28 protein-coding genes are annotated in these 25,535 nt (G+C 42.4%); 20 read left to right on the top strand and 8 right to left on the bottom strand.

Translation table 11 applies throughout. The features are described 5' to 3' along the window. The first annotated feature begins 6 nt into the window (after positions 1-6). Positions 7-429, top strand: a complete 423-nt coding sequence (locus tag DQQ10_RS19565; protein ID WP_112748611.1) for a Dabb family protein — start codon at positions 7-9, stop codon at positions 427-429. Positions 430-489: 60 nt separating this feature from the next. On the opposite strand, the gene DQQ10_RS19560 is transcribed toward DQQ10_RS19565, so the two are convergent. Both DQQ10_RS19560 and DQQ10_RS19555 read right to left on the bottom strand, forming a co-directional pair. Then, positions 490-1,059: a redoxin domain-containing protein gene (locus DQQ10_RS19560; protein WP_112748610.1), complete on the bottom strand. Its 570-nt coding sequence runs from the start codon at positions 1,057-1,059 to the stop codon at positions 490-492. Next, positions 1,056-1,688 carry a 4'-phosphopantetheinyl transferase family protein gene (locus tag DQQ10_RS19555; RefSeq protein WP_112748609.1) on the bottom strand — a complete coding sequence of 211 codons (633 nt, stop codon included), beginning with the start codon at positions 1,686-1,688 and terminating at the stop codon, positions 1,056-1,058. Before DQQ10_RS19555 ends, DQQ10_RS19560 begins: the two co-directional genes overlap by 4 nt. A gap of 59 nt (positions 1,689-1,747) precedes the next feature. Here DQQ10_RS19555 and DQQ10_RS19550 point away from each other — a divergent pair, with 59 nt between their 5' ends. Genes DQQ10_RS19550 through folB form a run of 3 tightly spaced genes read left to right on the top strand, consistent with a single transcriptional unit; the run spans position 1,748 to position 3,754 of the window. Continuing rightward, entirely contained in the window at positions 1,748-2,659 is a 912-nt protein-coding gene (locus DQQ10_RS19550) for a WD40 repeat domain-containing protein (RefSeq protein ID WP_112748608.1), read from the top strand. A gap of 13 nt (positions 2,660-2,672) precedes the next feature. Next, positions 2,673-3,398: a DivIVA domain-containing protein gene (locus DQQ10_RS19545; RefSeq protein WP_112748607.1), complete on the top strand. Its 726-nt coding sequence runs from the start codon at positions 2,673-2,675 to the stop codon at positions 3,396-3,398. Further along, positions 3,395-3,754 (top strand): dihydroneopterin aldolase, encoded by a 360-nt coding sequence (folB, locus tag DQQ10_RS19540; RefSeq protein ID WP_112748606.1) that lies wholly within the window; start codon positions 3,395-3,397, stop codon positions 3,752-3,754. The genes DQQ10_RS19545 and folB overlap by 4 nt, the downstream gene beginning before the upstream one ends. Here the strand turns inward: folB and DQQ10_RS19535 are convergent. After that, a complete protein-coding gene (locus DQQ10_RS19535) occupies positions 3,751-4,170 on the bottom strand; it encodes an iron-sulfur cluster biosynthesis family protein (protein ID WP_317047959.1) in 420 nt (139 codons plus the stop codon). The two genes, folB and DQQ10_RS19535, sit on opposite strands and share 4 nt — an antisense overlap. 25 nt (positions 4,171-4,195) lie before the next feature. Here DQQ10_RS19535 and DQQ10_RS19530 point away from each other — a divergent pair, with 25 nt between their 5' ends. The 8 genes from DQQ10_RS19530 to DQQ10_RS19495 all read left to right on the top strand — a co-directional run bounded on the left by DQQ10_RS19530 (position 4,196) and on the right by DQQ10_RS19495 (position 9,024). Continuing rightward, a complete protein-coding gene (locus DQQ10_RS19530) occupies positions 4,196-4,717 on the top strand; it encodes a DUF7935 family protein (RefSeq protein WP_112748605.1) in 522 nt (173 codons plus the stop codon). 12 nt (positions 4,718-4,729) lie between these two features. After that, entirely contained in the window at positions 4,730-5,143 is a 414-nt protein-coding gene (locus tag DQQ10_RS19525; RefSeq protein ID WP_112748604.1) for a YkvA family protein, read from the top strand. Further along, positions 5,140-5,778, top strand: coding sequence for an NAD-dependent epimerase/dehydratase family protein (locus DQQ10_RS19520; RefSeq protein ID WP_112748603.1), 639 nt, complete (start codon positions 5,140-5,142; stop codon positions 5,776-5,778). The genes DQQ10_RS19525 and DQQ10_RS19520 overlap by 4 nt, the downstream gene beginning before the upstream one ends. Before the next feature lie 12 nt (positions 5,779-5,790). After that, complete coding sequence (gene dtd, locus DQQ10_RS19515; protein ID WP_112748602.1) at positions 5,791-6,243, top strand: D-aminoacyl-tRNA deacylase; 453 nt, start codon at positions 5,791-5,793, stop codon at positions 6,241-6,243. Further along, a complete protein-coding gene (locus DQQ10_RS19510; protein WP_112748601.1) occupies positions 6,240-6,752 on the top strand; it encodes an O-acetyl-ADP-ribose deacetylase in 513 nt (170 codons plus the stop codon). The genes dtd and DQQ10_RS19510 overlap by 4 nt, the downstream gene beginning before the upstream one ends. A gap of 4 nt (positions 6,753-6,756) precedes the next feature. Then, entirely contained in the window at positions 6,757-7,431 is a 675-nt protein-coding gene (locus DQQ10_RS19505; RefSeq protein WP_112748600.1) for a M15 family metallopeptidase, read from the top strand. 20 nt (positions 7,432-7,451) lie between these two features. Next, a complete protein-coding gene (locus DQQ10_RS19500) occupies positions 7,452-7,778 on the top strand; it encodes a nucleotide pyrophosphohydrolase (protein ID WP_112748599.1) in 327 nt (108 codons plus the stop codon). Positions 7,779-7,908: 130 nt separating this feature from the next. Then, positions 7,909-9,024, top strand: a complete 1,116-nt coding sequence (locus DQQ10_RS19495; protein ID WP_112748598.1) for an acyltransferase family protein — start codon at positions 7,909-7,911, stop codon at positions 9,022-9,024. Positions 9,025-9,026: 2 nt separating this feature from the next. Here the strand turns inward: DQQ10_RS19495 and DQQ10_RS19490 are convergent, their stop codons facing one another. From DQQ10_RS19490 to DQQ10_RS19480, 3 genes are all read right to left on the bottom strand, one after another. Further along, the gene (locus tag DQQ10_RS19490; protein WP_112748664.1) at positions 9,027-9,728 is read right to left on the bottom strand and encodes a 2-phosphosulfolactate phosphatase; all 702 of its coding nucleotides are present in this window, start codon (positions 9,726-9,728) and stop codon (positions 9,027-9,029) included. Between the two features lie 82 nt (positions 9,729-9,810). Further along, positions 9,811-10,899 (bottom strand): glycine cleavage system aminomethyltransferase GcvT, encoded by a 1,089-nt coding sequence (gene gcvT, locus DQQ10_RS19485; protein ID WP_185147041.1) that lies wholly within the window; start codon positions 10,897-10,899, stop codon positions 9,811-9,813. Positions 10,900-11,031: 132 nt separating this feature from the next. After that, on the bottom strand, positions 11,032-11,463 hold the full coding sequence (locus tag DQQ10_RS19480) for a hypothetical protein (protein ID WP_112748597.1): 432 nt from the start codon (positions 11,461-11,463) through the stop codon (positions 11,032-11,034). Positions 11,464-11,894: 431 nt separating this feature from the next. Between DQQ10_RS19480 and DQQ10_RS19475 the strand changes: the two genes are divergently transcribed. The 7 genes from DQQ10_RS19475 (at position 11,895) to DQQ10_RS19445 (ending at position 23,284) form a co-directional block, all read left to right on the top strand. Continuing rightward, positions 11,895-12,737 carry a prephenate dehydratase gene (locus DQQ10_RS19475; protein ID WP_112748596.1) on the top strand — a complete coding sequence of 281 codons (843 nt, stop codon included), beginning with the start codon at positions 11,895-11,897 and terminating at the stop codon, positions 12,735-12,737. Between the two features lie 59 nt (positions 12,738-12,796). After that, positions 12,797-13,987 carry a pyridoxal phosphate-dependent aminotransferase gene (locus DQQ10_RS19470; RefSeq protein WP_112748595.1) on the top strand — a complete coding sequence of 397 codons (1,191 nt, stop codon included), beginning with the start codon at positions 12,797-12,799 and terminating at the stop codon, positions 13,985-13,987. Positions 13,988-13,992: 5 nt separating this feature from the next. After that, entirely contained in the window at positions 13,993-14,883 is an 891-nt protein-coding gene (locus DQQ10_RS19465; RefSeq protein ID WP_112748594.1) for a prephenate dehydrogenase, read from the top strand. A 46-nt stretch (positions 14,884-14,929) separates the two neighbouring features. Continuing rightward, entirely contained in the window at positions 14,930-16,033 is a 1,104-nt protein-coding gene (locus DQQ10_RS19460; protein WP_112748593.1) for a chorismate mutase, read from the top strand. Positions 16,034-16,129: 96 nt separating this feature from the next. Next, positions 16,130-19,372 carry a toxin-antitoxin system YwqK family antitoxin gene (locus DQQ10_RS19455; RefSeq protein WP_112748592.1) on the top strand — a complete coding sequence of 1,081 codons (3,243 nt, stop codon included), beginning with the start codon at positions 16,130-16,132 and terminating at the stop codon, positions 19,370-19,372. A gap of 31 nt (positions 19,373-19,403) precedes the next feature. Next, positions 19,404-21,329, top strand: coding sequence for a transglutaminase-like domain-containing protein (locus DQQ10_RS19450; RefSeq protein ID WP_165824018.1), 1,926 nt, complete (start codon positions 19,404-19,406; stop codon positions 21,327-21,329). Between the two features lie 2 nt (positions 21,330-21,331). Then, a complete protein-coding gene (locus tag DQQ10_RS19445; protein WP_165824017.1) occupies positions 21,332-23,284 on the top strand; it encodes a DUF3857 domain-containing protein in 1,953 nt (650 codons plus the stop codon). Between the two features lie 30 nt (positions 23,285-23,314). On the opposite strand, the gene DQQ10_RS19440 is transcribed toward DQQ10_RS19445, so the two are convergent. Continuing rightward, a complete protein-coding gene (locus tag DQQ10_RS19440) occupies positions 23,315-24,031 on the bottom strand; it encodes a L,D-transpeptidase family protein (protein WP_112748589.1) in 717 nt (238 codons plus the stop codon). Between the two features lie 59 nt (positions 24,032-24,090). Between DQQ10_RS19440 and DQQ10_RS19435 the strand changes: the two genes are divergently transcribed. Next, positions 24,091-24,900, top strand: a complete 810-nt coding sequence (locus DQQ10_RS19435) for a sensor histidine kinase (RefSeq protein ID WP_112748588.1) — start codon at positions 24,091-24,093, stop codon at positions 24,898-24,900. Here the strand turns inward: DQQ10_RS19435 and DQQ10_RS19430 are convergent, their stop codons facing one another. Further along, a complete protein-coding gene (locus DQQ10_RS19430; protein WP_165824016.1) occupies positions 24,901-25,533 on the bottom strand; it encodes a response regulator in 633 nt (210 codons plus the stop codon). It abuts the gene before it with no gap. Between the last annotated feature and the right edge of the window lie 2 nt (positions 25,534-25,535).

Below are 25,535 nucleotides of genomic sequence, written 5' to 3'. Positions count from 1 at the left end.
ATCAGTATGGAGAAACAAACAAGACGGACTTTTCTGGCAACTGCCGCAGCACTTACGGCGACGGCTTCCGGGTTTTCACTGTCGGCACAAGAACCAAAATCTATGGAATCAAAAAATAAGAAAATGCTCGCGCACCATGTATTCTTCTGGTTGAAAAACCGTGACTCAAAAGAAGATCTTAATAAACTTATTGAAGGACTTCGTACACTGGAGAAAATTGAAAGTGTAAGAAGCATTCACATTGGTGTTCCAGCAAGCACCGAAATCCGTCCTGTGGTTGATGCTACCTACAGCGCATCAGAACTAATCTTCTTCGATGATGTCGCAGGTCAAGATATTTATCAAGTACATCCGATTCATAAAAAGTTCGTAGAGAACTATTCTCATCTGTGGGAGAAAGTGATCGTATACGATTCGATTGATATCTAATAAAAAAAGGCCTGCGCTAATCATCGCAGGCCTTTTCATTAATACGTTAACTTACGGCTCTTATTTTTTTCGAATGGTGCAGCCCACAGGTCTCACATCAGCCGCGTCTATACTTTGATTGGCGAGCATCGCGGTGATTGCATTTTTAAGATAGGTGTGGTGTACATCACCTTCTACTTGAGCGTTGTCATCTATCGATCCACTGTAAATTACGGTAAATTTTCCGCCACTATTTTTTAATAAGAAGGCATGTGGCGTTTTTGTCGCGCCAAGTTGTTGCATTAGTGTTTGATCTTTATCGGCAAGGTAAGGTGTGCTGATGCCGGATTGCTGAGCTTTCTTTTTCATTTGCTCAACTGATTCATTGCCATCAACGAGTGAATTGACGAGCAGCACAGGAACGTTGTCATGATAATCGCTCACGAGTTTCTGAATTCGCGCGCGGTAATATTCGTCGTAAGGGCAGCTGTTACTTGTGAAAATGATCACCATTCCTGCACAGGAAGGATAGGTACTCAACGAAATTTTTTCGCCGGTAAGCGCATTGGTTAGCGTGAAATTTTCAACGACTTTCTGCGCGCTGAGTTGAAATGAAATCGCTAATAAATACAAAAGCACAATTCGTTTCATGTTGCTATTCTTTTATTGAATACCATTACAAAATTCGGATGTACCGAATAATATAAAGGTACTACTGTAACGTCACTTGTTACAATAATCTTACCAGTAATCTCCCCCGCATCTTCCTTCAAAAAGGGACTAATGATGAGGTTTTCCGCTAGTGTAAGGTCTTTTTTGCCATAGAACTTGATCAGCGCCTCTTTACTGCACCAATAAATACAATGTTTAACAAGGTCACTGCCGGCGTCCGAAAGTTCATCGGGATGTAATACACGCGGACCTACCCGCAATAATTTAGCTTTGGGCTGCTCCAGGTCAATACCGACCGGCTGATGTTTGTCGATAAGTGCGGCAACGTAAGGGTAGGAATGGCTTAAGGACAGATGATAGCCATGAACCGCGACGGAAGGCTTGCCATGATCGTCTTTGGCAATACCATGGTAGGGAAGTCCCCAGCTTTCAAGAAGCACCTTAACCAATAGTCTTGCGCTCAGCCATTCAAGGCGTTTGTTGGGATTCGTAAAAGATTCTGGAATTTTTTCTTCGGAAAGATGCGGAACTAGTGCGTTTTCGTCTTCGTTGATGAGCCACAGTCCTAAGGCACGGTCTTGTTCCAGTACGATTTTTTCTAAGGGCATGTGTAAAGTTCTTTTCAAAACCTGCCGAAAGTTAGAACTTTCGGCTTCTTTAGCGCATAATGTCGAAAATAGAAGTTTTAAAACGCAATACACTTACCGGTCATCGCGACTGTGTTTATACACTCCAGCCTTCTGCTGAAAGCTCAGTTTTTTTTTCAGGATCTGGCGATGGCATGGTTGTTTTATGGGATTTACGCAATCCGGAAAATGGTGAGGTCGTCGCTAAACTTCCGAACTCGGTGTATGCCTTGCACTACCATCAGTTCAGCAACACGCTGATAGTGGGTCATAATTACGATGGTATTCATGTGATCGACTATCAGAATAAAAAGGAAATCGGGTCGTTACAATTAACGAAGGGGTCCATTTTTGATATTCAGTCGTTGGGAAATTGGGTTTGGATAGCAACGGGCGACGGCGAGGTGATCAAAGTGAATCTGCGTGAGCTTACGATCGAGGCGAAGGTAAAATACAGTGAACGCAGTGCTAGGTGCATGACGATTAGCGCTGAACGATCGGAGATAGCCGTCGGTTACAGCGACAACAGAATACGGATTCTGGATTTGGAAACGATGGCGTTAAAACAAGAGTGGGAGGCGCATACAAATTCGGTTTTTGTGGTCCGATATTCGCCCGATGGCACCTTATTGGTGAGTGGTTCACGCGATGCCCGGCTAAAATCATGGGATTCTAACGGTGGATATACGCTCTCAACAGAGGTGGTAGCGCACCTGTTTGCGATAAATCACCTGGATTTTAGCCCGGATAGTAAACATTTTGTAACTTGTAGCATGGATAAGTCCATTAAGGTGTGGGATGCCGCGACCTTTAAACTCTTGAAAGTGATTGATCGCGCAAGGCACGCCGGACATGGAAACTCCGTCAATAAACTGCTTTGGACACCCTACAATGATCAACTGCTGAGTGCTGGCGATGACCGCACCATTTCCGTTTGGAACATCATTTTTTAAACTATAAATATCTATGAGAGTAACACCACTTGAAATCCGTCAGAAGACCTTCGAAAGGAATTTTCGAGGTTATCAGACTGAAGAAGTTCACGCCTTCTTACAAACCCTTTCTCAGGAATGGGAGCGCATGTCGGACGATAACAAAGAACTACGCATCAAGTTGGAAGCCACGGAACGTGAAGTCACAAAACTTCGCGAAGTGGAAACGTCACTCTATAAAACCTTGAAGACGGCGGAAGACACTGGCGCCAGTGTAATAGAACAGGCACGCACGGCTGCAGAACTTCACCTGAAGGAATCGCAGCTTAAAGCTGAGGCCATGTTGAATGAAGCCAAGAGCAAAGCAAAAGACACAATCGAGGAATCAGATGAACGCGCTCGTCAGATTGTTGACGAAATGGAAGACCGCCTTCGTATTTTGGTTGAGAGCTACAAAAAGCTAGAATCTTCGCGAGAGGATTTATTGGCTGATCTTAAACGCATGGCCAACGAAACGATGGAAAGAGTTGAAAGAGCTAAAAACATGTCTAAGGATTTTAATCCGGATCAGCATTTGGCGATGGCTAAACGTGAAGCCAAAAAATTAGCGTTCCCGAATATTGATTTCGATCGTAAGCTCAAACCCGAACCAGTTCCGGTTGTTGAAAAAGAAATCGTGCTGCAACACGTTACACTACCACCTGTTGATGTACCTCAGCCGCGGAAAGTACAAAAATCTTTTTTTGACGAGATAGGATGAACGGACGTATTGCCCTCGAGGGATTAGAGTTTCATGCTTATCACGGTGTGTATCCGCACGAACGTGAATCTGGAAATTTTTTTGAAATAGATATCGCGGTAGAGACTGACTTTACGCAAGGCGCAGCGCATGACGATCTGCGCGGTACAGTGAACTACGAGACGCTTTTCAAAATCGTAAAAGATGAAATGGAAAAGCCCTCGAAATTATTAGAGACGGTGGCAGAAAAGATAGTGTCGGATGTTTTGGAAATGCTTCCACCCGTGGCCATTGTCGAGCTTAAGATTTCGAAATTAAATCCGCCGATTGGAGGGAAGTGCAAAAAAGCTACGATCCTCTTGACGCGACGTCGCTAGGAAGACACGGTTTCGTTCTTAGTGGCGCTGTCAACGAACATAAATCCGCGTGAGTCAGCCCCTTCGTAGAAGTCTACTTCCTTGCCGATGATGTACATCGTATGTCGCTTGTCAAGATATACAGGGATACCGTCGATGATGTAGGCGAGATCTTTTTCCGTTTTCTTATCGAAACCGATAATTAACGTAACCCCGCAGCCACCACCACGAACGCCCACACGCAGTCCATAATCGGCCGGAATATTTTTTGACGTCATAATTTTCCGGATTTCTTCGGCTGCCCGTTGGGAAATTGTAACTGGTTGAAGTTGATCGAACATGTTCGTTATTGGTTTGCCGCCAGAAATATACCGTGAACCGTTGGTGGTGTTGCCAGATCGGTCAACAGTATTTCCCGCAAAAGTATTAACTTTCAAATCTTAAATAAAGTTTAGTTTACCTATGGACGCACTTGTTGAGTTTGCAAAATTTCTTGTTCCCACCTTCGTTTTCTTGTATGCAGCTTATCTCATTGTAAGATCGTTTTTACATAAAGAAATTGAAATGCGTAAGCTTGAGGTTCGCGGTCGCAGCATCGAAACGATCTTGCCAAGCCGCCTTCAGGCATATGAACGTATCACATTATTCCTGGAGCGTATTTCGCCGCAGAATCTGCTGGTGCGTCTAAATACCCCAGGTATCGCGGCACGAGAATTTCACCAACTGCTATTGACAGAGATTCGTAATGAATATAATCATAATGTATCGCAGCAAGTCTACATGAGTGAGCACGTTTGGAATATCGTGAAGAACGCCAAGGAAGATTTGATCGTAAGCATAAACGATGCAGCAGGGGAAATGAAGCCGGAAGCCACGAGTCTTGATTTGTCAAAGAAAATATTTGAGAAGTCAGTTAATAAAAGCGTCGACCCTATCGCACACGCGTTGTCGGAGCTCAAGAAAGAAATTCAGCAAACTTTCTAAATTATATCAAACATGGGCAGCAACAATCCTTTTTTTAAGATAGCCCTTAACAAAGCTTCAAAATGGTTGGGGAAACCTGGGCGTGTTTTAAAACTTGTTGTAGACCTTTCACAGAAAATTCGAAGCGTTAATTGGAAAGAGGTAAAAGGTGGTGAACTAAAAGAAATGTTCTTCACGATGGGCCGCATGTTGAAAGCTTATGCTACGGGAAAGTATCGAGAGGTACCTTGGAAAGCTTTGCTGTTGATCGCTGCCGCTGTAATATACTTTGTAAATCCCATCGATCTTATTCCGGATTGGATACCAGGACTCGGCATCACGGATGATCTGGGTATTTTAACAACCGTTTACAAAAGTGTTTCCGACGAAGTACAAAAATTCGTAGCGTGGGAGAAAGCAAATCAAATCTCAATTGAAGCGCTATGAAGACAGCGCTAATCGCAGGCAGCACGGGGCTAATCGGAAAGCAACTACTTCAGTTGCTCTTGGCTAGCGAACGATATTCAAAAGTTATCGCCGTAACGAGAACAGATTTACCACAACATCCGAAGCTTACTCAAATCAAAACGGAGTTCGGCGCAATCGGCGAAAGATCAACACACTTGATTGCCGATGATGTCTTTTGTTGTTTGGGTACAACCATGGCGAAAGCTGGCTCGAAGGAACAATTTTATCAAGTTGACTTTTATTATCCATTACTCTTAGCAAAACTTTGCAAAGCTGAAGGAGCAAAACAATATCTGCTAGTGTCTGCGTTGGGCGCTGATAAAAAGTCTTCTATTTATTATAATCAGGTAAAGGGCGAAATTGAAGAAGCGATTGAAGATGTTGGCTTTCCTACCGTTCATGTTTTTAGACCATCGCTGTTGCTTGGATCACGTGATGAAAAACGTGCCGGTGAAGATTCCGCTAAGTTCATCTATAAGTACTTTGGATTTTTAATTCCGAAACGCTTCAAAGCAATAGAGTCGGCGAAAGTGGCGCGGGCAATGCTTTCATTTGCATCCAAAGAACAGCCTGGATTATTTATTCATGAATCGAAAGATTTGCAACAGTTTTAATTAACAGCAAGAATGATCGCAGTTGTTCAACGGGTTTCACAAGCTTCTGTAACGATTGATGGCGTGGTGAAGTCTTCTATAAAAAAAGGACTCTTGGTTTTAGTAGGAATTGAGGACGCCGACAACGCAGAAGATATCGAATGGCTTTCTGCGAAAATCATCAACCTGAGAATCTTTAACGATGATGCTGGTGTGATGAACCTTAGTGTCAAAGATATTGCCGGCGACGTGATTGTTGTAAGCCAATTTACATTGCATGCAAGTACAAAGAAGGGTAATCGTCCTTCGTATTTAAAAGCATCAAAGCCTGACGTCGCCATACCGATGTATGAGAAATTTGTAGCCACGGTGGAACTGCAGCTAGAAAGGTCGGTTCAAACTGGCGAATTCGGTGCCGACATGAAAGTTTCATTGCTGAACGATGGCCCCGTAACCATTGTTATCGATACCAAGAACAAGGTATGAAAATCATATTGCAACAGGGAGACATCACAAAGCTTTCGGTCGACGCGATTGTAAACGCCGCCAATACAAGTTTGCTGGGAGGTGGCGGTGTTGATAGCGCGATTCATCGTGCTGGCGGACCGAAAATTTTAGCCGAATGTATGCTCATCAGAAATAAACAAGGAGGATGCGAAACAGGTGAAGCGGTGATCACGTCGGCGGGAAATCTGAAAGCGCGATTTGTGATTCATACGGTAGGGCCGGTATGGAATGGTGGCCATCATAATGAAGAAAAATTATTGACGAGTGCCTATCACAATAGCTTGAAATTAGCCACATCGTATGCGGTTCGTACTATTGCGTTTCCAAACATCAGCACAGGCATTTATCATTTTCCGAAGGAAAAAGCTGCGCGAATTGCGATCGACACAGTAACGCGTTTCGACGCATCAGCGATGTATATCGAGGAAGTGATCTTCTGCTGTTTTGATGAAGAAAATTATAAGTTGTATCAAAATCTTTTGAAGTAGTACTATGAAAAATATTGTCGCTGCATTGTTTTGCCTTTGTATTACGTCGCTTGTTGTGGCCCAAAATAAGTATGGCTTAAAGGTTTCGAACAAGGCAGACTATTTGAGAGCGATAAAACTCGATCCGAAGAAAACGTTGATCGACTTAGAGAAGCACATTCCTGGTATTGTGCTAGACATACGGTATGCGACAACGAATAATTTTACAGGTGAACAAATTTACAATCTCTCCAAAGCGTATGCGCGAAAACCGGTAGCCGATGCGTTGAAAAAAGTCCAGGCGGATCTAGAGACGCAAGGGTTGGGAATAAAAATCTTCGATGCTTACCGACCCTATAAAGCGACGGTGAAATTTTATGAAGTGTATAAAGATACAACTTATGTTGCGTCACCTTATCGCGGCTCGCGTCACAATCGTGGATGTGCTATCGACATGACGTTGATCTACCTAAAGACTGGCGAAGAATTAAAAATGCCGACGCCATATGATTCGTTTAAAAAAGAAGCCTGGCCTTCTACACCTATCAGCGATCCGGAAGCCCGTAAGAACAGGAAACTCATTATTGATGCCATGCAAAAGCACGGGTTTAAAGTGAACAGTTCCGAATGGTGGCATTTTGACTTTATAGGATATCGACAATATGAAGTGCTCGATATCGATTTTGAAGAATTACCATAAACCCTTCCAACACACACTACATGACCATAGAACAAGCACAGCAACAAGTTGATGAATGGATAAAAACAATTGGGGTTCGATATTTTAGCGAGCTCACGAACATGGCTGTCCTAACGGAGGAGGTAGGCGAAGTTGCGCGGATTATTGCACGTCGTTACGGAGAGCAGTCAGAAAAAGAATCTGATAAGGGCAAGGATCTAGGCGATGAACTTGCCGATGTGTTGTGGGTGGTTATTTGTCTGGCAAATCAAACCGGTGTTAACCTCGAAGAATCTTTCAAACGAAACCTTGAGAAGAAGACAATACGTGATAAAGACCGCCACCGCGATAACCCCAAGCTTCAGTAAGCAGTTTACTTAATGCGCTAAATCACGCAATTCAATATCTGTCGCATTCGAATAATAAAAGTGTGTCCATGTGCTCTTGCGCCTATGGGAAATTTGCCACAGTTTAGTAGAGAACTTTATTCCGACACCTATGGCAGAAAATCAGCGCTATCTCGCACTCGATGTTTTCAGAGGCATGACCGTGTGCTTTATGATCATTGTAAACTCCCCAGGTAGTTGGGGCCACATCTATGCACCGCTAGAACACGCGCCATGGCATGGATTCACACCTACTGATCTGGTATTTCCATCTTTCTTATTTGCAGTCGGCAATGCGTTGGCTTTCGTGATGTATAAGTATGAAGGACAAGGGGAAAGTATCTTTTGGACGCGAACTATAAAACGTCTGTGTATCATCTTTTTGATCGGCTACCTCTTGTCATGGTTCCCGTTTTACAATTTTGGAACAGGTGAGTTTAAAGCGATTGGACATACGCGTATACCAGGCGTGCTTCAACGAATCGCGTTGTGTTATTTCTTCGCTTCTATTATTATTCACTATTGCTCGAAAAATCTTATCGTCATTATCAGTGGACTGTTATTGTTGGGGTACTGGATCGTCGTATATGCGTTTGGAGATCCCAATGATCCGTACAGCCTCTCAGGATTTATTGGAAACGACATGGATAAATTGCTGTTAGGTGATAATCATCTTTATCATGGTGAGGGTGTTGCTTTCGATCCTGAAGGAATTCTCAGCACGTTACCTGCGATTGTCAATGTTACATTCGGATACCTCGCTGGCGACTTCATTAGAAAAAATGGAAATAATTTTGAGACGATTGCCAAGTTGATGTTGTACGGTGCGGGTGCAGTAGTGCTTGCCCTTACCTGGCACATGGCGTTTCCAATCAATAAAAAACTTTGGACAAGTTCATTCGTCCTTGTTACCGTCGGCATCGACATGATGTTTATCGGAACATTAATCTACGTGATCGAAATTCTCAAGAAAGTAAAATGGACAAACTTCTTTGTTGTGTTCGGGCGAAATCCTTTGTTCATATACATCCTCGCTGATGTACTGATCACTTTGTTCTATATTATTCCGGTGGGAGATAAAACGTTTGGCGGCTGGCTTTTTGAAGACTTTTATGGTAGCGTGATGAGTCCAATCAACGCATCGCTAGCCTTCGCGCTCACGTTTATGCTGATCAACTGGGCGATAGGATATGTGATGGATAAAAAGAAAATATACGTACGCGTATAATCTTAGACTAAAAGCACGCCGTCTTTTAACCGCGGAACCACGTCATATTGATCTGGTGTCAGGCAGAATTCAATGTCTTTGTAGATGTTCAATTTTGCCAGACGCTGAACGTGGCTTGAATCTTTCAGGAAGTCTACCATATCGTGCTTTGCCTGATTGTACAGATGCTGTGCTGCCGTTGGAGCATCACACTCTGGCATGTAAATATCCTTCAGCAATTCAACAATGGCGCCTGCAAATAATGTGTCCTCTAAATTGACTTTGCCTTTCCATCCAGCGCAAACCACAAGAATGTTATTAGGGCTCTGACGTAAATAGTTTACGACGGCGGATAAATTCAAAAATGAACCGACGACAATCTCTCTGGCACCGATCGATTTTGCGATCGCCTGTGTTCCATTCGTGGTGGTGAAGGCAATATGTTTTCCTTTCAATTCTTCAGCCATGTATTCGAATGGAGAATTGCCAAGGTCAAAACCATCTACTTTTTTTCCGTCACGCTCACCTGAAGTGAAATAGCCCTTACTTTTCATGGCCAGACATTCTTCTAGCTTGGCAAATGGTGTGATGCTGCCAATGCCATGTGCAAACGCGGTGGTCATGCACGATGTAGCGCGAAATATATCGACAACAACAACGGTTCTGTCATGCACTTTGTAAAGGTGCATCAAGTCAGGACTTAGACATACGTCGATGGTTTTCATAGGTGCGTTGACGTGTTGCAGTGTTGATGTGTTAACGTTGAATGCACATAAAAACATATATATGCATTCAACAAGGAAGAGTCTATGCTATTAAAGGGAGTTTGCTCACCACAGCTTTTAATGCGCGGCCGCGAACGTCAATGAAGATTTCGCTTCCTACCGATGAATTTTCTGTGGTAACATAGCCAAGTCCAATACCAATCGATAGCATTGGTGATTGTGTTCCGGACGTTACTTTTCCAATGACTGCTCCACTGGCATCTTTAATTTGGTAGTCATGACGCGGAATGCCTTTGTCGATCATCTTAAATCCAACAAGCTTACGTTTTACGCCGGCTTCCTTTTGATTTTTAATCGCAGCTGAATTCGTAAACTCTTTGGTGAACTTTGTTATCCAACCTAAGCCACCTTCGATGGGTGATGTGCTGTCATCGATATCATTTCCATAAAGACAGAAACCCATCTCGAGACGAAGTGTATCCCTTGCACCAAGCCCGATTGGTTTGATGTCGAATTCTTTTCCGGCTTCGAAAATTGCTTTCCAGATTTTTTCCGCGTGCGCTTTATCAACATAAATTTCAAAACCGCCAGCACCGGTGTACCCTGTATTAGACATGACCACGTCTTTCACGCCACTAAAATCACCGATTGCGAAGTGATAATATTTAATAGCGCTTAAGTCTGCGGCGGTGAGTTTCTGTAATGTCGCTACCGCTTTAGGACCTTGCACGGCGAAAAGACATATATCCGAAGAGATATTTTTCATGTCTACACCTTTTGTGTTGAACCTGCTGATCCAATTCCAGTCTTTGTCAATATTGGAGGCATTGACCACGAGGAGGTAGTCGTTGTCTTTTATTTTATAAACGATCAGGTCATCAACAATGCCCCCCGTTTCATTCGGCAGACATGAATATTGTGCTTGGCCGTCAATGAGTTTTGAAGCATCGTTGCTCGTCACGCGTTGAATGAGATCCAAGGCATCCGGGCCCTTCAACGTAAATTCACCCATGTGCGAAACATCGAACACGCCGACGCCATTGCGCACCGTCATATGCTCTTCAATGTCGGATGAATAGCGCACAGGCATGTTATACCCAGCAAAAGGAACCATTTTCGCTCCAAGGTTCACGTGGAGATCATTCAGCGGTACTTGTTTTATGTCTTCCATAGCGATCGTTTGTGCGGCAAAAATAAGCTTTAAGCTTAAAGGGTAAAGCGGAAAGCCTAGTTTTTAAATGCCGCAATTGAATGATCACCGGCTTTGAGGTTGACCATTTAGGCCATTTGTATCAATACGAATTTAGATTTTCGCTTTTTCAATTGCCTCTTGCATTTCCGCGTCTAGCTTCTTCACCTTCACCATTTCGTTTTCGAGATACTCGCGCGCTTTCTCTACGCCGTCAATACTATCGTTGAGGGGATTGTATTTATGCATCCAATCCATCATCAGCTTATCAGCCGAGTCCAAAGTAGCAATTGATTTTTCAATAGCAGCCTTGCCTGTTTCAGTCATCACAGAATCCGAAAGCGTCGTTTTAAGCTGACGGCGAATTTTTTGAATTTCTTCCATTTTCTCCATCGCGTCCATGTGAATCTTGTCGATCTCACGTTCTAAAACTGCATTCGCACTTTCTTCTTGGACTGGGTCACCCGCGGCTTCTTGCGGTTTGTTACCACAACTTAATAGCGCAATGATGCTTATAAATAAGAAGGCTTTGATAACTGCTTTCATGTTTTTTGATTTTGGAAACAAGGTACAAGCACAGCACGATACATAACAGTAACTTCACATAAGCGGCGGTTAACTGTTGAAAATTTCGACTATTAAATCGCTAACAAGCATTAGTTCTATTAAAAAATTTGCAAAAATTTGTAAAAAGATTAAAGCCTGTTTGGAACTCCTGACAAATTGCACTTATCTTTGACTTATATCAATTTGATATGAAAAGCAACACATTCTTTTATTTTTATTACTACTTCTTTAGTACCCGAACGGGACTTTAGAGAGGATGCGTTGTTAAAGATAAATAACAAAGAAACTCAAAAAGGTCCCGGGCAGCCGGGACTTTTTTTTTGACCACGATGTACGAATACACGATCAAAAGATAGTTTGACGATCGGCTCTTAAATGGGGCGATTGATTACGGAAGACACAGTAAAGAAATGGCAAAGAAGAAAAAAACAAGAGTAGCAATTCAGGGAATCACAGCGAGCTTTCACGAAGTAGCCGCGTTTACATACTTCGGTGAATCAGTCGAAACGGTAGAGTGTCTTACGTTTCATCAACTGTGTGAAAGTCTGAAGAACGGTGAGTCTGACTATGCCGTTATGGCGATTGAGAATTCTATTGCAGGAAGCATTTTGCCCAACTACTTCTTGTTGCAGAGCTATCACTTTAGCATCATCGGTGAGCTTTATCTTCCCATTCATATGCACTTGATGGCATTGCCAGGTGTTAAGATTGAAAATCTTAAGTGCATAGAATCTCATCCAATGGCAATTCGCCAGTGTACTGAATTTTTACATGCATTGAAAGGTGTTGAAATTCGAGAAAGCGATGATACTGCACTTTCAGCAAAGCGCGTGAAGGAACTGAAGCTAAAAGACACAGCTGCCATCGCGAATGAGTTTGCCGCTAAAAAGTTTGGACTGCAGATACTCGAGAAAAGAATCGAAACGCATAAGAAGAACTTTACACGCTTTTTGATTTTAACAAAACGGAGTAGTGACAATGCTACGTCAAATAAAGCTTCGATGTATTTCGAAGTTGCCAATGAAGTAGGAAGCCTTGCCGATGCACTGATGACTTTTAAAAATAATAGCATCAACCTTACCAAGATTCAATCTATTCCAATCATCGGCAAGCCAAGTGAATACTCCATTCACGTCGATGTTGAGTGGAAGAAACGAAAGAATTATGATGACGCACTAAAACAAGTGCTGCGACAGGTGAAGAATTTGAATGTGCTTGGTGAGTATAAGAAGGCGAAGATCGAGTACAAGTAATTTGAACTACAAGAAATAAGAATAAGTCGCTTTTTGAACGACACGCATACAAGAAAGATATGATTAAAACAGCCAATAGAATTGCCAACGTAGAAGAGTACTACTTCAGTAGAAAACTTGCTGAAGTCCGCACACTCGATACGCCGGAGTTACGGGTGATCAACCTTGGTATCGGTAGCCCTGATCAAGCGCCGTCATCGCCGGTGATCGACGCGTTGATTGCATCGGCGAAGAATCCAGCGCACCACGGATATCAGAGCTACAAAGGTATTCCTGCATTTAGAAAAGCTATTGCTGATTTTTATGCAAACACTTACAACGTTGCGTTAAATACCGAAACAGATATTCTTCCGCTCATGGGATCGAAAGAAGGTATCATGCATATCGCGATGGCTTTCCTTAACGATGGCGAAGAAGTGCTTATTCCTAATCCGGGGTATCCAACCTATTCGTCGGTTGCAAATTTGGTAGGCGCGAAATTAAGACCGTATAATCTTCGCGAAGACCTCAATTGGGGAATCGACATCGATGCGCTCAAGAAGAGTGATCTTTCGAAGGTGAAATTGATGTGGGTGAATTTTCCGCACATGCCAACAGGTCGCACGGCCTCACGCGAAGAGTTGAAGGAACTCGTCGACCTTGCACGGAAACATCAGTTCTTGATTGTGAATGACAATCCCTACAGTTTGATTCTTAACGATTCTCCAATGAGCATCTTAAGTATCGAAGGTGCTGAAGAGGTAGCACTCGAGTTAAATTCGTTATCCAAATCGCATAACATGGCAGGATGGCGTCTCGGGTGGGTTGCTGGAAAGAAAGAATATATCGACGCTGTTTTAAAAGTTAAAAGCAATATGGATTCAGGGATGTTTCTAGGATTGCAAGATGCTGCGACGGAAGCGTTGAAGAATGGTGAAGAGTGGTTTACGGCGTTGAACAAAGTCTATGCTGAACGTAAAGCCGTTGGCAAAAAGCTACTCGATCTATTAGGTTGCACGTATGCAGAAAAACAATCTGGTCTTTTTGTTTGGGCAAAAGCACCAGCGCATGTTACCGATGTAGAGAAATGGATTGATGAGATTCTCTATGGAACAAAAGTGTTTATCACACCCGGATTTATTTTTGGTGAAGCCGGAAGACGTTATATCAGAATTTCACTTTGCTGTACCGTTGAGTCGCTCAATGAAGCATTGACAAGAATTCAAAAACACCTCGAAGCGAAGCACACTGAACAAATAGTCGTAAAGTAAGTAATATGAAAACCACAGTTATTGGTTTGGGACTTATTGGCGGATCGATTGCCATCGACTTAAGAAAGGCGGGGATTGCTACGAGTTTGGTTGGTGTTGATCGCAATTCGGATCATGCAGCAAAGGCAATAGAACTCGGGATAGTCGATGAAATAGATTTGACCGACAACGCCCTTCAAACGGCAGACTTGATTATCGTTGCTATTCCTGTGAATGCAATGTGTCAATTATTGCCATCGATTCTTGATCAAATCAAAGCAGATGCTGTTGTGATTGACGCAGGTTCTACGAAAAATCTGATCTGTAAAGCTGTGGCAACGCATGCTAAGCGAGATCAATTTGTCGCTGCACATCCCATCGCAGGTACAGAAAACTCTGGCCCGACCGCAGCATTTTCAGGATTGTTCCGTGGTAAGACAAACATCGTATGTGAACGTGAAAAATCCGCGCCACAAGCTTTGGCGTTGACATTGAAAGTGTTCGAGGCGCTTGGAATGAATACCATCTTCATGGAGTCTGACGAACATGATAAACACGTTGCCTATGTATCACACTTGTCGCACGTGAGCTCATTTTTATTGGGTCAAACGGTGCTCGATATTGAGAAAGATGAAAAGAACATTTTTGCACTCGCCGGAAGTGGTTTTGCATCGACAGTTCGATTGGCGAAAAGTTCACCTGAGATGTGGGCGCCAATCTTCGAACAAAATTTAGATTATCTCAGCCAAGCGCTGCAAGAATACATTATGCACCTTCAACGTTTCCACTATCACCTGTTGAAACGTGATACCACCGAGTTACATCGAATCATGTCAAAAGCAAATGAAATTCGGAGGGTACTTGAAGGAATCGAATTGAAAACAAAAAATCAACACCAGACACAACCAGCTGGGTAATACTGGTAATCAAATAAGCAACTGAAAAAATTAAATAATCGCCGTCATGAAAAACGTACTTCAACTTCAATCAATTTCGACCTGGCTACCAACAGCCAGTAAGCCTGTCATCATCAGCGGACCATGCAGCGCAGAGACAGAAGATCAAATGATCACCACTGCGAAACAACTTGCTGCAACCGGAAAGGTTCATGCACTTCGCGCTGGTATTTGGAAACCGCGCACAAGACCAGGTCAGTATGAAGGTGCCGGTGAAGAAGGTCTGAAGTGGCTCGCGCAAGCAAAGAAAGAAACAGGTTTGCCAATCACAACTGAAGTTGCAAACGCGGCTCACGTAAATGCATGTTTGAAAGCGGGTGTCGATATTCTTTGGATCGGTGCACGTACAACGGTGAACCCTTTCTCGGTGCAAGAAATTGCCGATGCTTTGAAAGGTGTTGACATTCCGGTGATGGTTAAAAATCCAATCAACCCGGATCTAGAGTTATGGATTGGCGGTTTGGAGCGTCTTAACAAAGCGGGTATCACGAAGCTGGCCGCGATTCACCGTGGATTCTCGTCATTCGAAAAAGGCCCTTTCAGAAATGCACCAATGTGGGATCTGGGCATCGAACTAAAAACGCGTATTCCCGATCTTGATATCATCTGCGATCCAAGCCACATCGCTGGTAATCGCGAATTGATCGCTATGATTTCACAAAAAGCACTTGACCTTGATATGGCCGGTGTGATGATCGAAAGTCACATCAACCCAGATGCTGCGTGGAGCGATGCGAAACAACAAGTAACGCCAGCGGTCCTCGGTAAAATTGTTGATAGCCTCGTCGTTCGTAGTGTTTCTTCTGATAACAAGACGTTCAAAGACACGCTGAGCATCCTTCGTGATCAAATTGACCAGTTAGATGACGAAATCATGCAAAAACTTGCGTCACGTATGAAGATCTCCGAGAAGATCGGACAATACAAGAAAGAAAACAATGTGACGATCCTCCAAGTGTCACGTTGGGAAGAAATCATTCAAACACGCATTAAGCTTGGAAAAGCGATGGGTCTCAACGAAGAGTTTACGGCCGAGTTGCTAAAGCTTATCCACCAAGAGTCAATTCAAATTCAGACGACGGTGATGAATAAAGTTGCTGAACGCGTCTAGTTCTTACACCAGTTAGAATGAGCCACAACATTTGCGTTGTGGCTCATTTGCGTAAGGGGAATATTTTCTTATTTTGATAGACAATTTTTTACCCCTATGCGTATCCTCCTGTTGCTGGCAATGGCCATTTTTTTTACGCCTTTTTCCCACGCCCAAACAACAATCCCCCTTATTCACTCGGGTGAAGTCATCGAAAAAGGAAAAACGCTCTACGATTCTGGTAAGTTTGACGAGGCTGTAAAACTGTATCAGACGATCCCTGCACGAGACACAAACTACGTGAAGATGCTTAGCGAATTGGCGCTCACGTACATCGCACTAAAGAAGCCTGAGAAAGCTATCGAGACCTGTGAGCTTGCACTGAAACAACCTACGCTTGAACACTACAGAAATCATTTGGTGAGGTCAAACGCAATTGCTCTTGATCACGCAGGACAATATGAAAAATCTGTCGAGGCCTTTAAAAAAGCGCAACTAGAATACCCACTCGATCATAGCTTCATCTTTAATCTTGGCATCACCTACTACAATCACAAGGAATACGAGAAAGCGATGGACTGCTTTTTCAAAACGTTGGCAATTAAACCTTTTCATGGTGGCAGTCATTTAAATTTAGCACGCATGGCCATTAGCCAAGGCAGGAAAGTGCACGCGATGATGGCCATGGGTATATATCTCAGTATTTACACAAACGACAACGAGCGCCTTGTGTTAATGGATAAATTTCTATCCAACCAACTTACGCAAGACGAAGGCACTATACCGGGTTTTGATGTAAACAACTGCGAAAAATTAGACCAGGTGATTCGTGCAAAAATTGCCACCGAATCAGATTTTAAAACGAAGATGCCACTAAGAGTACCTGTTGTACAGCAGTATGAATTGTTCCTACAGCAGCTATCGATGATTCAAGACAAGGGAGACGATCGGTGGTTGAATCATTATTTGAAAACTTATAAAGGTATTGTTGAACGTAAATACGAAGAACCATTTCTATATACCATCCTCATCTCCGCGAACAACGACGATGTTAAAAAGTGGCGAAAGAAAAACAGCAAGACAATCGATGCGTACATCAACTTTGCGTCCGATGCTTTGAAAGAGAGTCGAAAACGTTTGGTGGTTCCGCAGCTTGGATTTGATAAACCGGTACAAGCATGGTTCTACGACGATGGATCTGTCGAAGCACTTGGTGATGAAAGTGGCGACAAGCGTGTAGGCCGTTGGGTGTATTTTTACAGCAATAGTGAGAAATCGGCGGAAGGATCTTACAACACAAATGGTGAAAAAATCGGTATCTGGAATTACTATCATGATTCCGGGAAGCTGTCATCTGTTGTTGATATGAAGTCTGGCGAGCGTACTTATTACTTCGAATCAGGTAAAAAGGAAAAACATTATTTTCTGAAAAATGATTTAGTAGATGGAGCAGTGGAAATTTATTTTCCTACAGGTGAACTCAAAGAAAAGGCAACATACAAAAATGGAAAGCGTCATGGTAAAGTAGAAATATTTTTCCCAGGAGGCGTAATCGATGAGACTTTCAACTATGTCGATGGAAAGTTAGAAGGGGAGTCACTGAGTTATTTTCAAAACGGTGTGTTGTTCAGCAAGATTATCTATAAAAATGGTGAGCGAAGCGGTCCTTATGTTCAGTATAGCGCCAATGGGAAATTGCGTGCAACGGGAGGCTATTTGAATGACAACGATGATGGCGAGTGGAAGTATTATTTCATGAATGGAAAGCTTGACAAAGTTGGCACATATAAAAATAGTAAGCGCGTTGGTAGTTGGAAGTTCTACAATATTGACGGAAGCTTGAAGGAGGAAGGAAATTACGATCAGGAAGGAAAGGTTCAGGGCGATCAAACAACATACGTAAACGAGAAAAAGCATAATGTCAATACATTTAAAAGCGATGTGCTTGTGGGCATCGCGTATTTCGATCAAGACGGAAAAACGTTAGGCACGTTCGCGAATGATAAAGGAAATTTTAAAGCCAAGTCGTTTTATTTCTCAGGAGCACTTCAAGGTGAAGGCGCCTTCAAGAATGGTAAAGGTGAAGGGCTGTGGAAATTCTACTATCAAACAGGCCAACTACAACGCGAGGTGAACCTTTCGGCGGGTGACAAAAGCGGAAAAGAAACCACCTATTTTAAGAATGGAAAAATTAAGTCTGTTGCGAATTATGTAGCCAATGACCTCGACGGTTATTATCAGCTTTTTTATCAGGATGGTCGCGTAATGGAGGAGGGTTGGTTTCAACATGATAAGCGCCAACAGCAATGGCGAGGTTACTTTAGAGATGGCGCGCCTAAGTGGGAAGGCTATTATTTGAACGATGATTATCGTGGCGACTATGTTGATTATAACGTCGACGGAAAGCCTGTTCGAAAATTAACTTACCAAGAAGATAAAATAGTTGATATCAATTGGTTTGATGAACAACAAAATAATATCACCAAAAAAAGTAATGATGGTGATAAGCAACGCTATGAAGCGTTTTATTCGAATGGAAAATTAAAGACGCGCGCTATTCTCGTCGGTGGTGCATACTCAGACAAAGTAGAGTTCACTTTCGATGATGGAAAATTAGCTTTTCAATATCCATTACTAGGCAGCAATCGTCATGGGCTATATAAATCTCAAAGTGTTGATGGTGTTCTCATGGCGACCGGTCCATACCTCAACGGAAATCAACATGGAATTTGGCAGTACAAAGGAGAAATGGGGGAGCGTGATTCAGAAGGTCGCTATTACAACGACTCGATGGACAGCACGTGGCTATACTACCATTTTAACGGAAAGGTATCATCATCAGGGAATTTCGTTGATGACGATCGACATGGCATAACGACTTACTACGGCCCCGATGGAAATCCATTGTATCAAAAAAACTACCAAGATGGTGACCTTATTGCCTATCGTGGATTAGGTACTAATAATGAATTCGGAGAGTGGAAGAAGTATACTGGAAACGATTTGATAACGTTTTATTATCCGTCTGGAAAAAAGGCTTTTGAAGAGAAGTATGTTAACGGAATGCTGCAAGGTCCACGCAAATATTACTACCCTACGGGTAATACTTATCAGGAATATTTATTTAACGAAGGCGAGTATGATGGTCCATTCGTTTTCTATTATGAAAATGGGAAGCCTCGCGTAAAGGGGGCGTATAAGTTGGATGAATTGGATGGCGTGGTTACATATTTTAACGAAGATGGCACGCTGCTTAAAACGATTACTTACAAGGAAGGCATCAAGAATGGAAAGACAATCTTGTACAACAAAGGCGTAAAGGCGAAGGAGTATAATCTTTGGAATGGAATGTCAAAATAAAGCGCTTGTGTCCGCAGGCAAGGAGGGAATTATGAAAAAAACGTTTTTGTCACTGTCGTTTGTGATGGTTGTGATGTCCACCTTTGGACAATCGAGTGATGTATGGCAGGAATTCAAAAGTAAATTTCCAGATGAAGCCGCCATATTTGTGAATCGATCAGAGATACAGAACATCGTTATCAAAGCAGATTCACTTCAAGTATTTTCTGACGTGAAAGAAGATGTTTTGCACCTTAAAGATCAAACGGAATTTTTATCAGGAAGAAGGGTTTACGGTTCACATTTCACGCAAGTGAATAATCTTAAAGCAAGGACTTTGGTTTGGGATAAAAATCGTTACAAAGAAATGGATGTGACGAGCTTCAAGAAAAATAGTGATCGTGATCGTGGTATTTTTTATGATGACTCATATTACTATTCGTTCGATTTTCCATCTGTCGCATTGCGCAATAGAACGCAACTGGAATACACGGAAAATATTCGCGACCCTAAATTTCTGTCAGGTTATGTTTTTCAAAGTTATTTACCACAGGTGAAGTCGTCTTTCATCGTAAAGGCTTCAAAAGATGTCACGCTTTTCTATGAGGTAATGAACGACCCGAATAAGCTCGTTCAATTCAAGAAATCTGAAAAAGGAGGCATCGTCACCTACGAGTGGTTTGCGGAAAATATGCCTGCGTCGAAGAGTGAAGACAATAGTCCATCGGCGAGGTATTATGTGCCTCATGTCGTTTGTTACGTGAAATCATTCGAGACAAAAAAGGGAAAGGTCAATGTGTTATCTGATTTGAATGATCTCTATAGGTGGTATTATACTTTCATCAAAGACCTCAACAAAGAATCATCTCCAGAGCTAACATCTATTGTTGAAAAGATAAAAGCCAGCAGTAAGAATGAATTGGATCTCGTGAAGAATGTATTTTATTGGGTTCAAACCAATATCCAATACATTGCTTTTGAACAAGGTATGAGAGGACTTATTCCGCACAATGGATCGTACATCTGTGAAAAAAGATATGGCGATTGCAAGGACATGGCCAACCTTATTGTGAATATGCTTAAGCTCGCAAATGTTAAAGCATACCACACGTGGATCGGCACGCGTGACCTTCCGTATCGATATACAAAGGTACCGACACCATTGGTTGATAATCACATGATCGCGACTTACGTTGCCGCTGACGGTAAATATTATTTTCTCGATGCAACAAGTGATCACACAGCATTCGGTCTCCCGTCATCAATGATTCAAGGAAAAGAAGCACTCATTTCTATTGATGAAAATAAATTTGAAGTCAAAGAAGTTCCTGTGATGAGTATGGATCGAAGTGTGATGACAGATTCGATGTCCATCAAAATTGAAGGCACCCAACTGGTGGGAACTGGACGAAGTGAGCTGTCGGGATACTCAAAAGTATTTGGTGGCTACGAACTAGACCGCGCTGAACAAGACCATGTAAAACGTTATGTTACCAGGTTGTTAGGGAAGGGAAGTAATAAATTTTACCTAGATACATATTCACTGGGCGATCTAGAGGACCGCGATAAAACAACGAAGATCAACTACACCTTCCGCGTGGCTGACTATTTTCAAAAGTTGGGCGAAGAGATGTACATCAATCTAAATCTCAACAAAGACTTTTATAATACATACATCAACGTTGAAACGCGTAAAGCGCCGAAGGATAACGAGTATCAATACGTGAAATATGAAGTCGTTGAGCTCGCCATTCCTGATGATTATGTGATTGACTATCTACCACCAAATGCTACCCATCATGCAGACTTGGTTGGATACGATATGACGTACCAGAGTTTGCCTGGAAAAATATTATTCACAAAGAAGTTTTATGTAAACTATCTGATGATGAATCCTTCTTCGTTTCAAGAATGGAACGATGCCGTGAAGAAAGTAAGTGAAGCTTATCGAGAATCTATTATCCTGAAAAAGAAATGAGCGTGAAGAGTATAGTATCTGCTTTTGCATTGTGTTTGGTGTCGGCGATAGCGTTGGCGAACAATCCAACATACGAGTGGGAAAAAACGCGGGCGCGATTTACACTGACGCCAAAGGAAGAATCGCTGACGGAGTTAATCTTGAAGCAGCACGTGCAGTATGAATATGTTTTCATCGACGAGGCATTTCTCATGTATTCGACAACGCATCGTATAATCTACGTCAACAGCAATGAAGCAATTCAGAAACATAATCGTATTGTAATTTCGATGAACAATGCGTTGGAGCTAGTGGACTTAAAGGCGCGTGCCATTAACAAAGACGGCAAGTCAGTATACTTCGATAAAAGTAATTTGAAAGAGTTGAAGGAAGAAGAGAGCGGAAACGCGTATCGCATATTTGCGATTGAAGGCGTTGAGATGGGCAGCGAAATCGAATATTATTATACGCGCAAAATGTATCCTGGGCTTTTTGAACGCGCGTACATGCAATCCGATGTTGTGATCAAGAATAGCTCGTTTATGTTAAGTTGTCCAAAGCATTTGAAGTTTGATTTTAAGTCGTACAACGGGTATGAATCAGTTAAAGAGCAGGAAAAAGAAGATGAGGAAAAGAATGTATACCGTGTATCGATGACGAACGTTTCGCCAATGAAAGAAGAATCCTACTCGAATTACGATGCTAATCGTAAAAGAATAGAATTTAAGTTGGCCTATAATACGGCGCGTTCGCAAGCGCGGTTGTACACCTGGGATGACGCCGCGAAGAAATTTTATAACGTACTCTCTGAGAACAGCAAGGACGACGAGAAGGCCCTAGAGAAATTTATCAAAACGTTAGGCGATAATCCTTCGGATAAGACGGAAGTGCGCATCCGGAAAATTGAATCGAAAATTAAAACAACGATTCAAGTCAACACGGAGAGAGGGGACGAGAATCTGTCGAAGATTGAGTCGATACTGAAATACAAAATTGCATCCCGTGAAGGCGTCACCAAGCTATTCATGACTTTGTTTACAAAACTTAAAATCAATTGCTACCCAGTAGTTACTTGTAGCCGCGAAAATGCAAAGTTTGATGCAGGGTTTGATAGCTGGGGATATCTCGATGATTATATCTTATATTTTCCAGATACGAAGGGATTTCTAGCGCCATATTCTTTTGAATCGCGTTATCCGTTGGTACCGTCACAATTTACTTCGCAAAAAGGTTTGTTTATCGAGCCTTTTGTAATGGGTGATTTGAAGTCCGCCCTCGGTTCTGTGCAAGACATTCCAGCTGCCGATTATCAGTTGAATGTGGATAACATGGACATCAATGCAAGTTTCAGCGATGATTTTTCTACTGTTATCGTCGACCACACGCGTTCTTTCAGCGGCTATAATGCCATTTACATCGCACCTTATTACAATGTGATGACAGAAGAACAGCGCACTAAATTGATCGACGAATTAACAAAAGGCATCGCGCCTGATGCCACTATAAAAACGTGGAAAGCAAAGGTGGATGACGGAAAAGATGTATTGAGTTTTGATATCACAACAACCTATCACTCGACGCATTTTATTGAGAAAGCAGGTCCAAGATTTTTGTTTAAGGTAGGGCAACTGATAGGTCCACAATCGGAAATGTATCGCGATGATGAGCGTGTCACCGATATCGAAAATGATTACAACCGTGGATACGCTCGTGTTATTAAAGTGAAAATTCCGGATGGCTATTCATTCAAGAATTTGAATGACCTAAATTTCGACGTGGCATATCTAGATAAAAACGAAAAGCCGTTTTTATTTCATTCATCGTATTCACTCAATGGAAATGCGCTTGAGATAAAAATCGACGAATATTACAAACAGATTTATGCGCCGCTCGCGAGATATGAAGACTACCGCAAAGTGATTAATGCCGCTGCAGATTTTAACAAAGTGACACTCGTGTTAGAGAAAGTAAAGTAGCGCTTAGTAAATATCGATGAAGGGAGGATGCTAGAAATAGTATTCTCCCTTTTCATTTACCTTAATTGATTTCAGTTTTTTCGTTGTTTCAAAATCGCGATAGATCATTTGAAGGTTTTTCCAGAACGATGCATGACTGGCATTAGCACTGGTAAGTTGGGCAAGATTGGTATCACTGAGCTGTCTGGGGAAGATATGTACTGGGATTTTTTTCTGTCCATTGTTCCGCGCTTCAACGGCAAGAATGTACAACTCTTTGATCTTGTCGTCTGTTATTGGAATGCATCCAATCGTAACACAGTTTCCGTGAATATAAATGGCGCTACCTGGACTTTTCCGGTCCGACAGTATTTTATCCGAGGCATTCGGGTAGTCTAATCCCAGCGAAAGGTGAAAATTGCTTTGCGGATTGAAATGATTAATCTGATATACGCCTTCGGGAACTTGTGCATCTCCTTCCTTTCGTTTTGGACCGAGCACACCAGAGCTCGAACAAATTTCGTACGTATGCAATAAAGTGTAAGCCGTGTTATTATACTTTACCCAAACCTCTAACTTTTCTTCTTGCTTGAACGCGCGCATAAAGATGCTGTAGCCTTGTGGTGCAAGTTTTTTCTCTTCGAAATATTTTTTCACAACATCCTCCTTTTCGGCGTAGGCGCTTTTTACACGTTGATGAAGTAGTTGTGTACTTTTGAAAGATGCACTTTGCAACATAGTGAAGGTGATAATCCAAATTATTCGCATGGCATGTTACTTTTAGCGAAACTCCGTATTAAATTACAATTGCTTTATCAGTTGGCATTATGGTTTCATATATTAATTGCATTCTAATTGCACTCGGTACATCCCTTGTTGTAGCATTGATTATCTATTGGCAAGGAAAGCATAAATATCTAACACTAAAGAGAATGTATGATGCGAAGACGCTTCTTACCATCGATCTCGTGCCCTGGTCGAAAGTTAATGAACTCATCGAACATGACAGACAACGTATTGCTAGCGATCTCCATGATGAATTGGGCACACTATTAAGCGTTATTCACCTAGACCTTGAACTCGTTACGCGTGAAGCTGAGGTACTTCCGCCGCATATTGAAGCAAAATTGCTTACCGTTAAGAAGAATTTGAATGTTACGATTGAGACCATTCGCAATACGGTTTGGAATCTTTCGCCCAATTTTCTTGAAAAGGTCAATCTTACGTTTGCCATTCGCGAGTTGTGTAATAAGTTGGATGCATTGAAAGGTACTCACATGCATTTTGTGCAGAGTGGCACCCCATCGCCGATTACACAAAAGCAGAAGCTCAACATATTCCGCATCGTTCAAGAGTTACTGACAAACTCGATTAAACACTCTGGTGCATGGAACATTTCAGTCCAACTTCATTGGGACGATGAAAAACTTACGGTTACCGTTGAAGATGACGGCTCAGGATACAAACGCCAGGACTACGAACAGCAAACTTCTGGACAGGGTTCTATCAACATGATCAAGCGTGCCAATGTGATTGGCGCGAAACTGAAAAAGGAAGAGCTTTCGCGTGGTCTACGTACGATAATCGAGCTAAAACTTGGCGCAGCGGAAACTACAAAAGAAGTTTACAACGCCTGATTAACCCAGTACACCATTTTGATAAGCGTAGCTGATCAGCTCGGCCACGTTACGCGTCTTCGTTTTTTGAAGCATGTCTTCGCGATAGCTGTTCACCGTGTTTTCTTTCAGGTTCATTCGCTCTGCGATTTCTTTACTTGAGCGTCCCATTTTCAAGAAAAGTAATATTTCTGCTTCGCGCTTGTTGAAGGTTATCGTTGGATTAAGCTTCACAGGTGTCTTTTTAATCAACGCAGGCGAAATGGTGGCTGGGAAGAACTGTTCGCCGGCAAGTATTTTCTCAATTGCTAGGCAGATTTCACTCGAGCCGCTATTCTTGAATAAGAATCCGTGTACACCGATTTGCACGAGGTGCATGATCATGGCTTCGCCGTGGTACTGAGTCAATACCAATATCTTTGTCTCCGGAAAATCTTTCAGAATTTGTTGCGCTGCTTCCACGCCATTCATTTCAGGCATGCCGATATCGAGTAAGATAATGTCAATCTTATGGAGTTTTAACATCTTCAATGCCTCGGGTCCGCTTCCAGCATGGTGTAATTTTGACATTGGGTAGTGTTGCTTCAGGATGAGTGCCAGCCCTTCGCGGAACAACTGCTGATCATCGACCAGAAGTAGCGATATCGGTTTCATTT

The organism is Pseudochryseolinea flava, assembly GCF_003286915.1.
GTDB classification, from domain to species: domain Bacteria; phylum Bacteroidota; class Bacteroidia; order Cytophagales; family Cyclobacteriaceae; genus Ohtaekwangia; species Ohtaekwangia flava.
Note: the sequence above shows the minus strand (reverse complement) of the source record. Positions and strands in the feature narration are given on the sequence as shown.

What these genes read in the sequence shown, in the direction of transcription:
- DQQ10_RS19565 (WP_112748611.1), top strand. Translation starts at nt 7, where the DNA reads ATGGAGAAACAAACAAGACGGACTTTTCTGGCAACTGCCGCAGCACTT.
- DQQ10_RS19560 (WP_112748610.1), bottom strand. Translation starts at nt 1,059, where the DNA reads ATGAAACGAATTGTGCTTTTGTATTTATTAGCGATTTCATTTCAACTC.
- DQQ10_RS19555 (WP_112748609.1), bottom strand. Translation starts at nt 1,688, where the DNA reads ATGCCCTTAGAAAAAATCGTACTGGAACAAGACCGTGCCTTAGGACTG.
- DQQ10_RS19550 (WP_112748608.1), top strand. Translation starts at nt 1,748, where the DNA reads ATGTCGAAAATAGAAGTTTTAAAACGCAATACACTTACCGGTCATCGC.
- DQQ10_RS19545 (WP_112748607.1), top strand. Translation starts at nt 2,673, where the DNA reads ATGAGAGTAACACCACTTGAAATCCGTCAGAAGACCTTCGAAAGGAAT.
- folB (WP_112748606.1), top strand. Translation starts at nt 3,395, where the DNA reads ATGAACGGACGTATTGCCCTCGAGGGATTAGAGTTTCATGCTTATCAC.
- DQQ10_RS19530 (WP_112748605.1), top strand. Translation starts at nt 4,196, where the DNA reads ATGGACGCACTTGTTGAGTTTGCAAAATTTCTTGTTCCCACCTTCGTT.
- DQQ10_RS19525 (WP_112748604.1), top strand. Translation starts at nt 4,730, where the DNA reads ATGGGCAGCAACAATCCTTTTTTTAAGATAGCCCTTAACAAAGCTTCA.
- DQQ10_RS19520 (WP_112748603.1), top strand. Translation starts at nt 5,140, where the DNA reads ATGAAGACAGCGCTAATCGCAGGCAGCACGGGGCTAATCGGAAAGCAA.
- dtd (WP_112748602.1), top strand. Translation starts at nt 5,791, where the DNA reads ATGATCGCAGTTGTTCAACGGGTTTCACAAGCTTCTGTAACGATTGAT.
- DQQ10_RS19510 (WP_112748601.1), top strand. Translation starts at nt 6,240, where the DNA reads ATGAAAATCATATTGCAACAGGGAGACATCACAAAGCTTTCGGTCGAC.
- DQQ10_RS19505 (WP_112748600.1), top strand. Translation starts at nt 6,757, where the DNA reads ATGAAAAATATTGTCGCTGCATTGTTTTGCCTTTGTATTACGTCGCTT.
- DQQ10_RS19500 (WP_112748599.1), top strand. Translation starts at nt 7,452, where the DNA reads ATGACCATAGAACAAGCACAGCAACAAGTTGATGAATGGATAAAAACA.
- DQQ10_RS19495 (WP_112748598.1), top strand. Translation starts at nt 7,909, where the DNA reads ATGGCAGAAAATCAGCGCTATCTCGCACTCGATGTTTTCAGAGGCATG.
- DQQ10_RS19490 (WP_112748664.1), bottom strand. Translation starts at nt 9,728, where the DNA reads ATGAAAACCATCGACGTATGTCTAAGTCCTGACTTGATGCACCTTTAC.
- gcvT (WP_185147041.1), bottom strand. Translation starts at nt 10,899, where the DNA reads ATGGAAGACATAAAACAAGTACCGCTGAATGATCTCCACGTGAACCTT.
- DQQ10_RS19480 (WP_112748597.1), bottom strand. Translation starts at nt 11,463, where the DNA reads ATGAAAGCAGTTATCAAAGCCTTCTTATTTATAAGCATCATTGCGCTA.
- DQQ10_RS19475 (WP_112748596.1), top strand. Translation starts at nt 11,895, where the DNA reads ATGGCAAAGAAGAAAAAAACAAGAGTAGCAATTCAGGGAATCACAGCG.
- DQQ10_RS19470 (WP_112748595.1), top strand. Translation starts at nt 12,797, where the DNA reads ATGATTAAAACAGCCAATAGAATTGCCAACGTAGAAGAGTACTACTTC.
- DQQ10_RS19465 (WP_112748594.1), top strand. Translation starts at nt 13,993, where the DNA reads ATGAAAACCACAGTTATTGGTTTGGGACTTATTGGCGGATCGATTGCC.
- DQQ10_RS19460 (WP_112748593.1), top strand. Translation starts at nt 14,930, where the DNA reads ATGAAAAACGTACTTCAACTTCAATCAATTTCGACCTGGCTACCAACA.
- DQQ10_RS19455 (WP_112748592.1), top strand. Translation starts at nt 16,130, where the DNA reads ATGCGTATCCTCCTGTTGCTGGCAATGGCCATTTTTTTTACGCCTTTT.
- DQQ10_RS19450 (WP_165824018.1), top strand. Translation starts at nt 19,404, where the DNA reads ATGAAAAAAACGTTTTTGTCACTGTCGTTTGTGATGGTTGTGATGTCC.
- DQQ10_RS19440 (WP_112748589.1), bottom strand. Translation starts at nt 24,031, where the DNA reads ATGCGAATAATTTGGATTATCACCTTCACTATGTTGCAAAGTGCATCT.
- DQQ10_RS19435 (WP_112748588.1), top strand. Translation starts at nt 24,091, where the DNA reads ATGGTTTCATATATTAATTGCATTCTAATTGCACTCGGTACATCCCTT.
- DQQ10_RS19430 (WP_165824016.1), bottom strand. Translation starts at nt 25,533, where the DNA reads ATGAAACCGATATCGCTACTTCTGGTCGATGATCAGCAGTTGTTCCGC.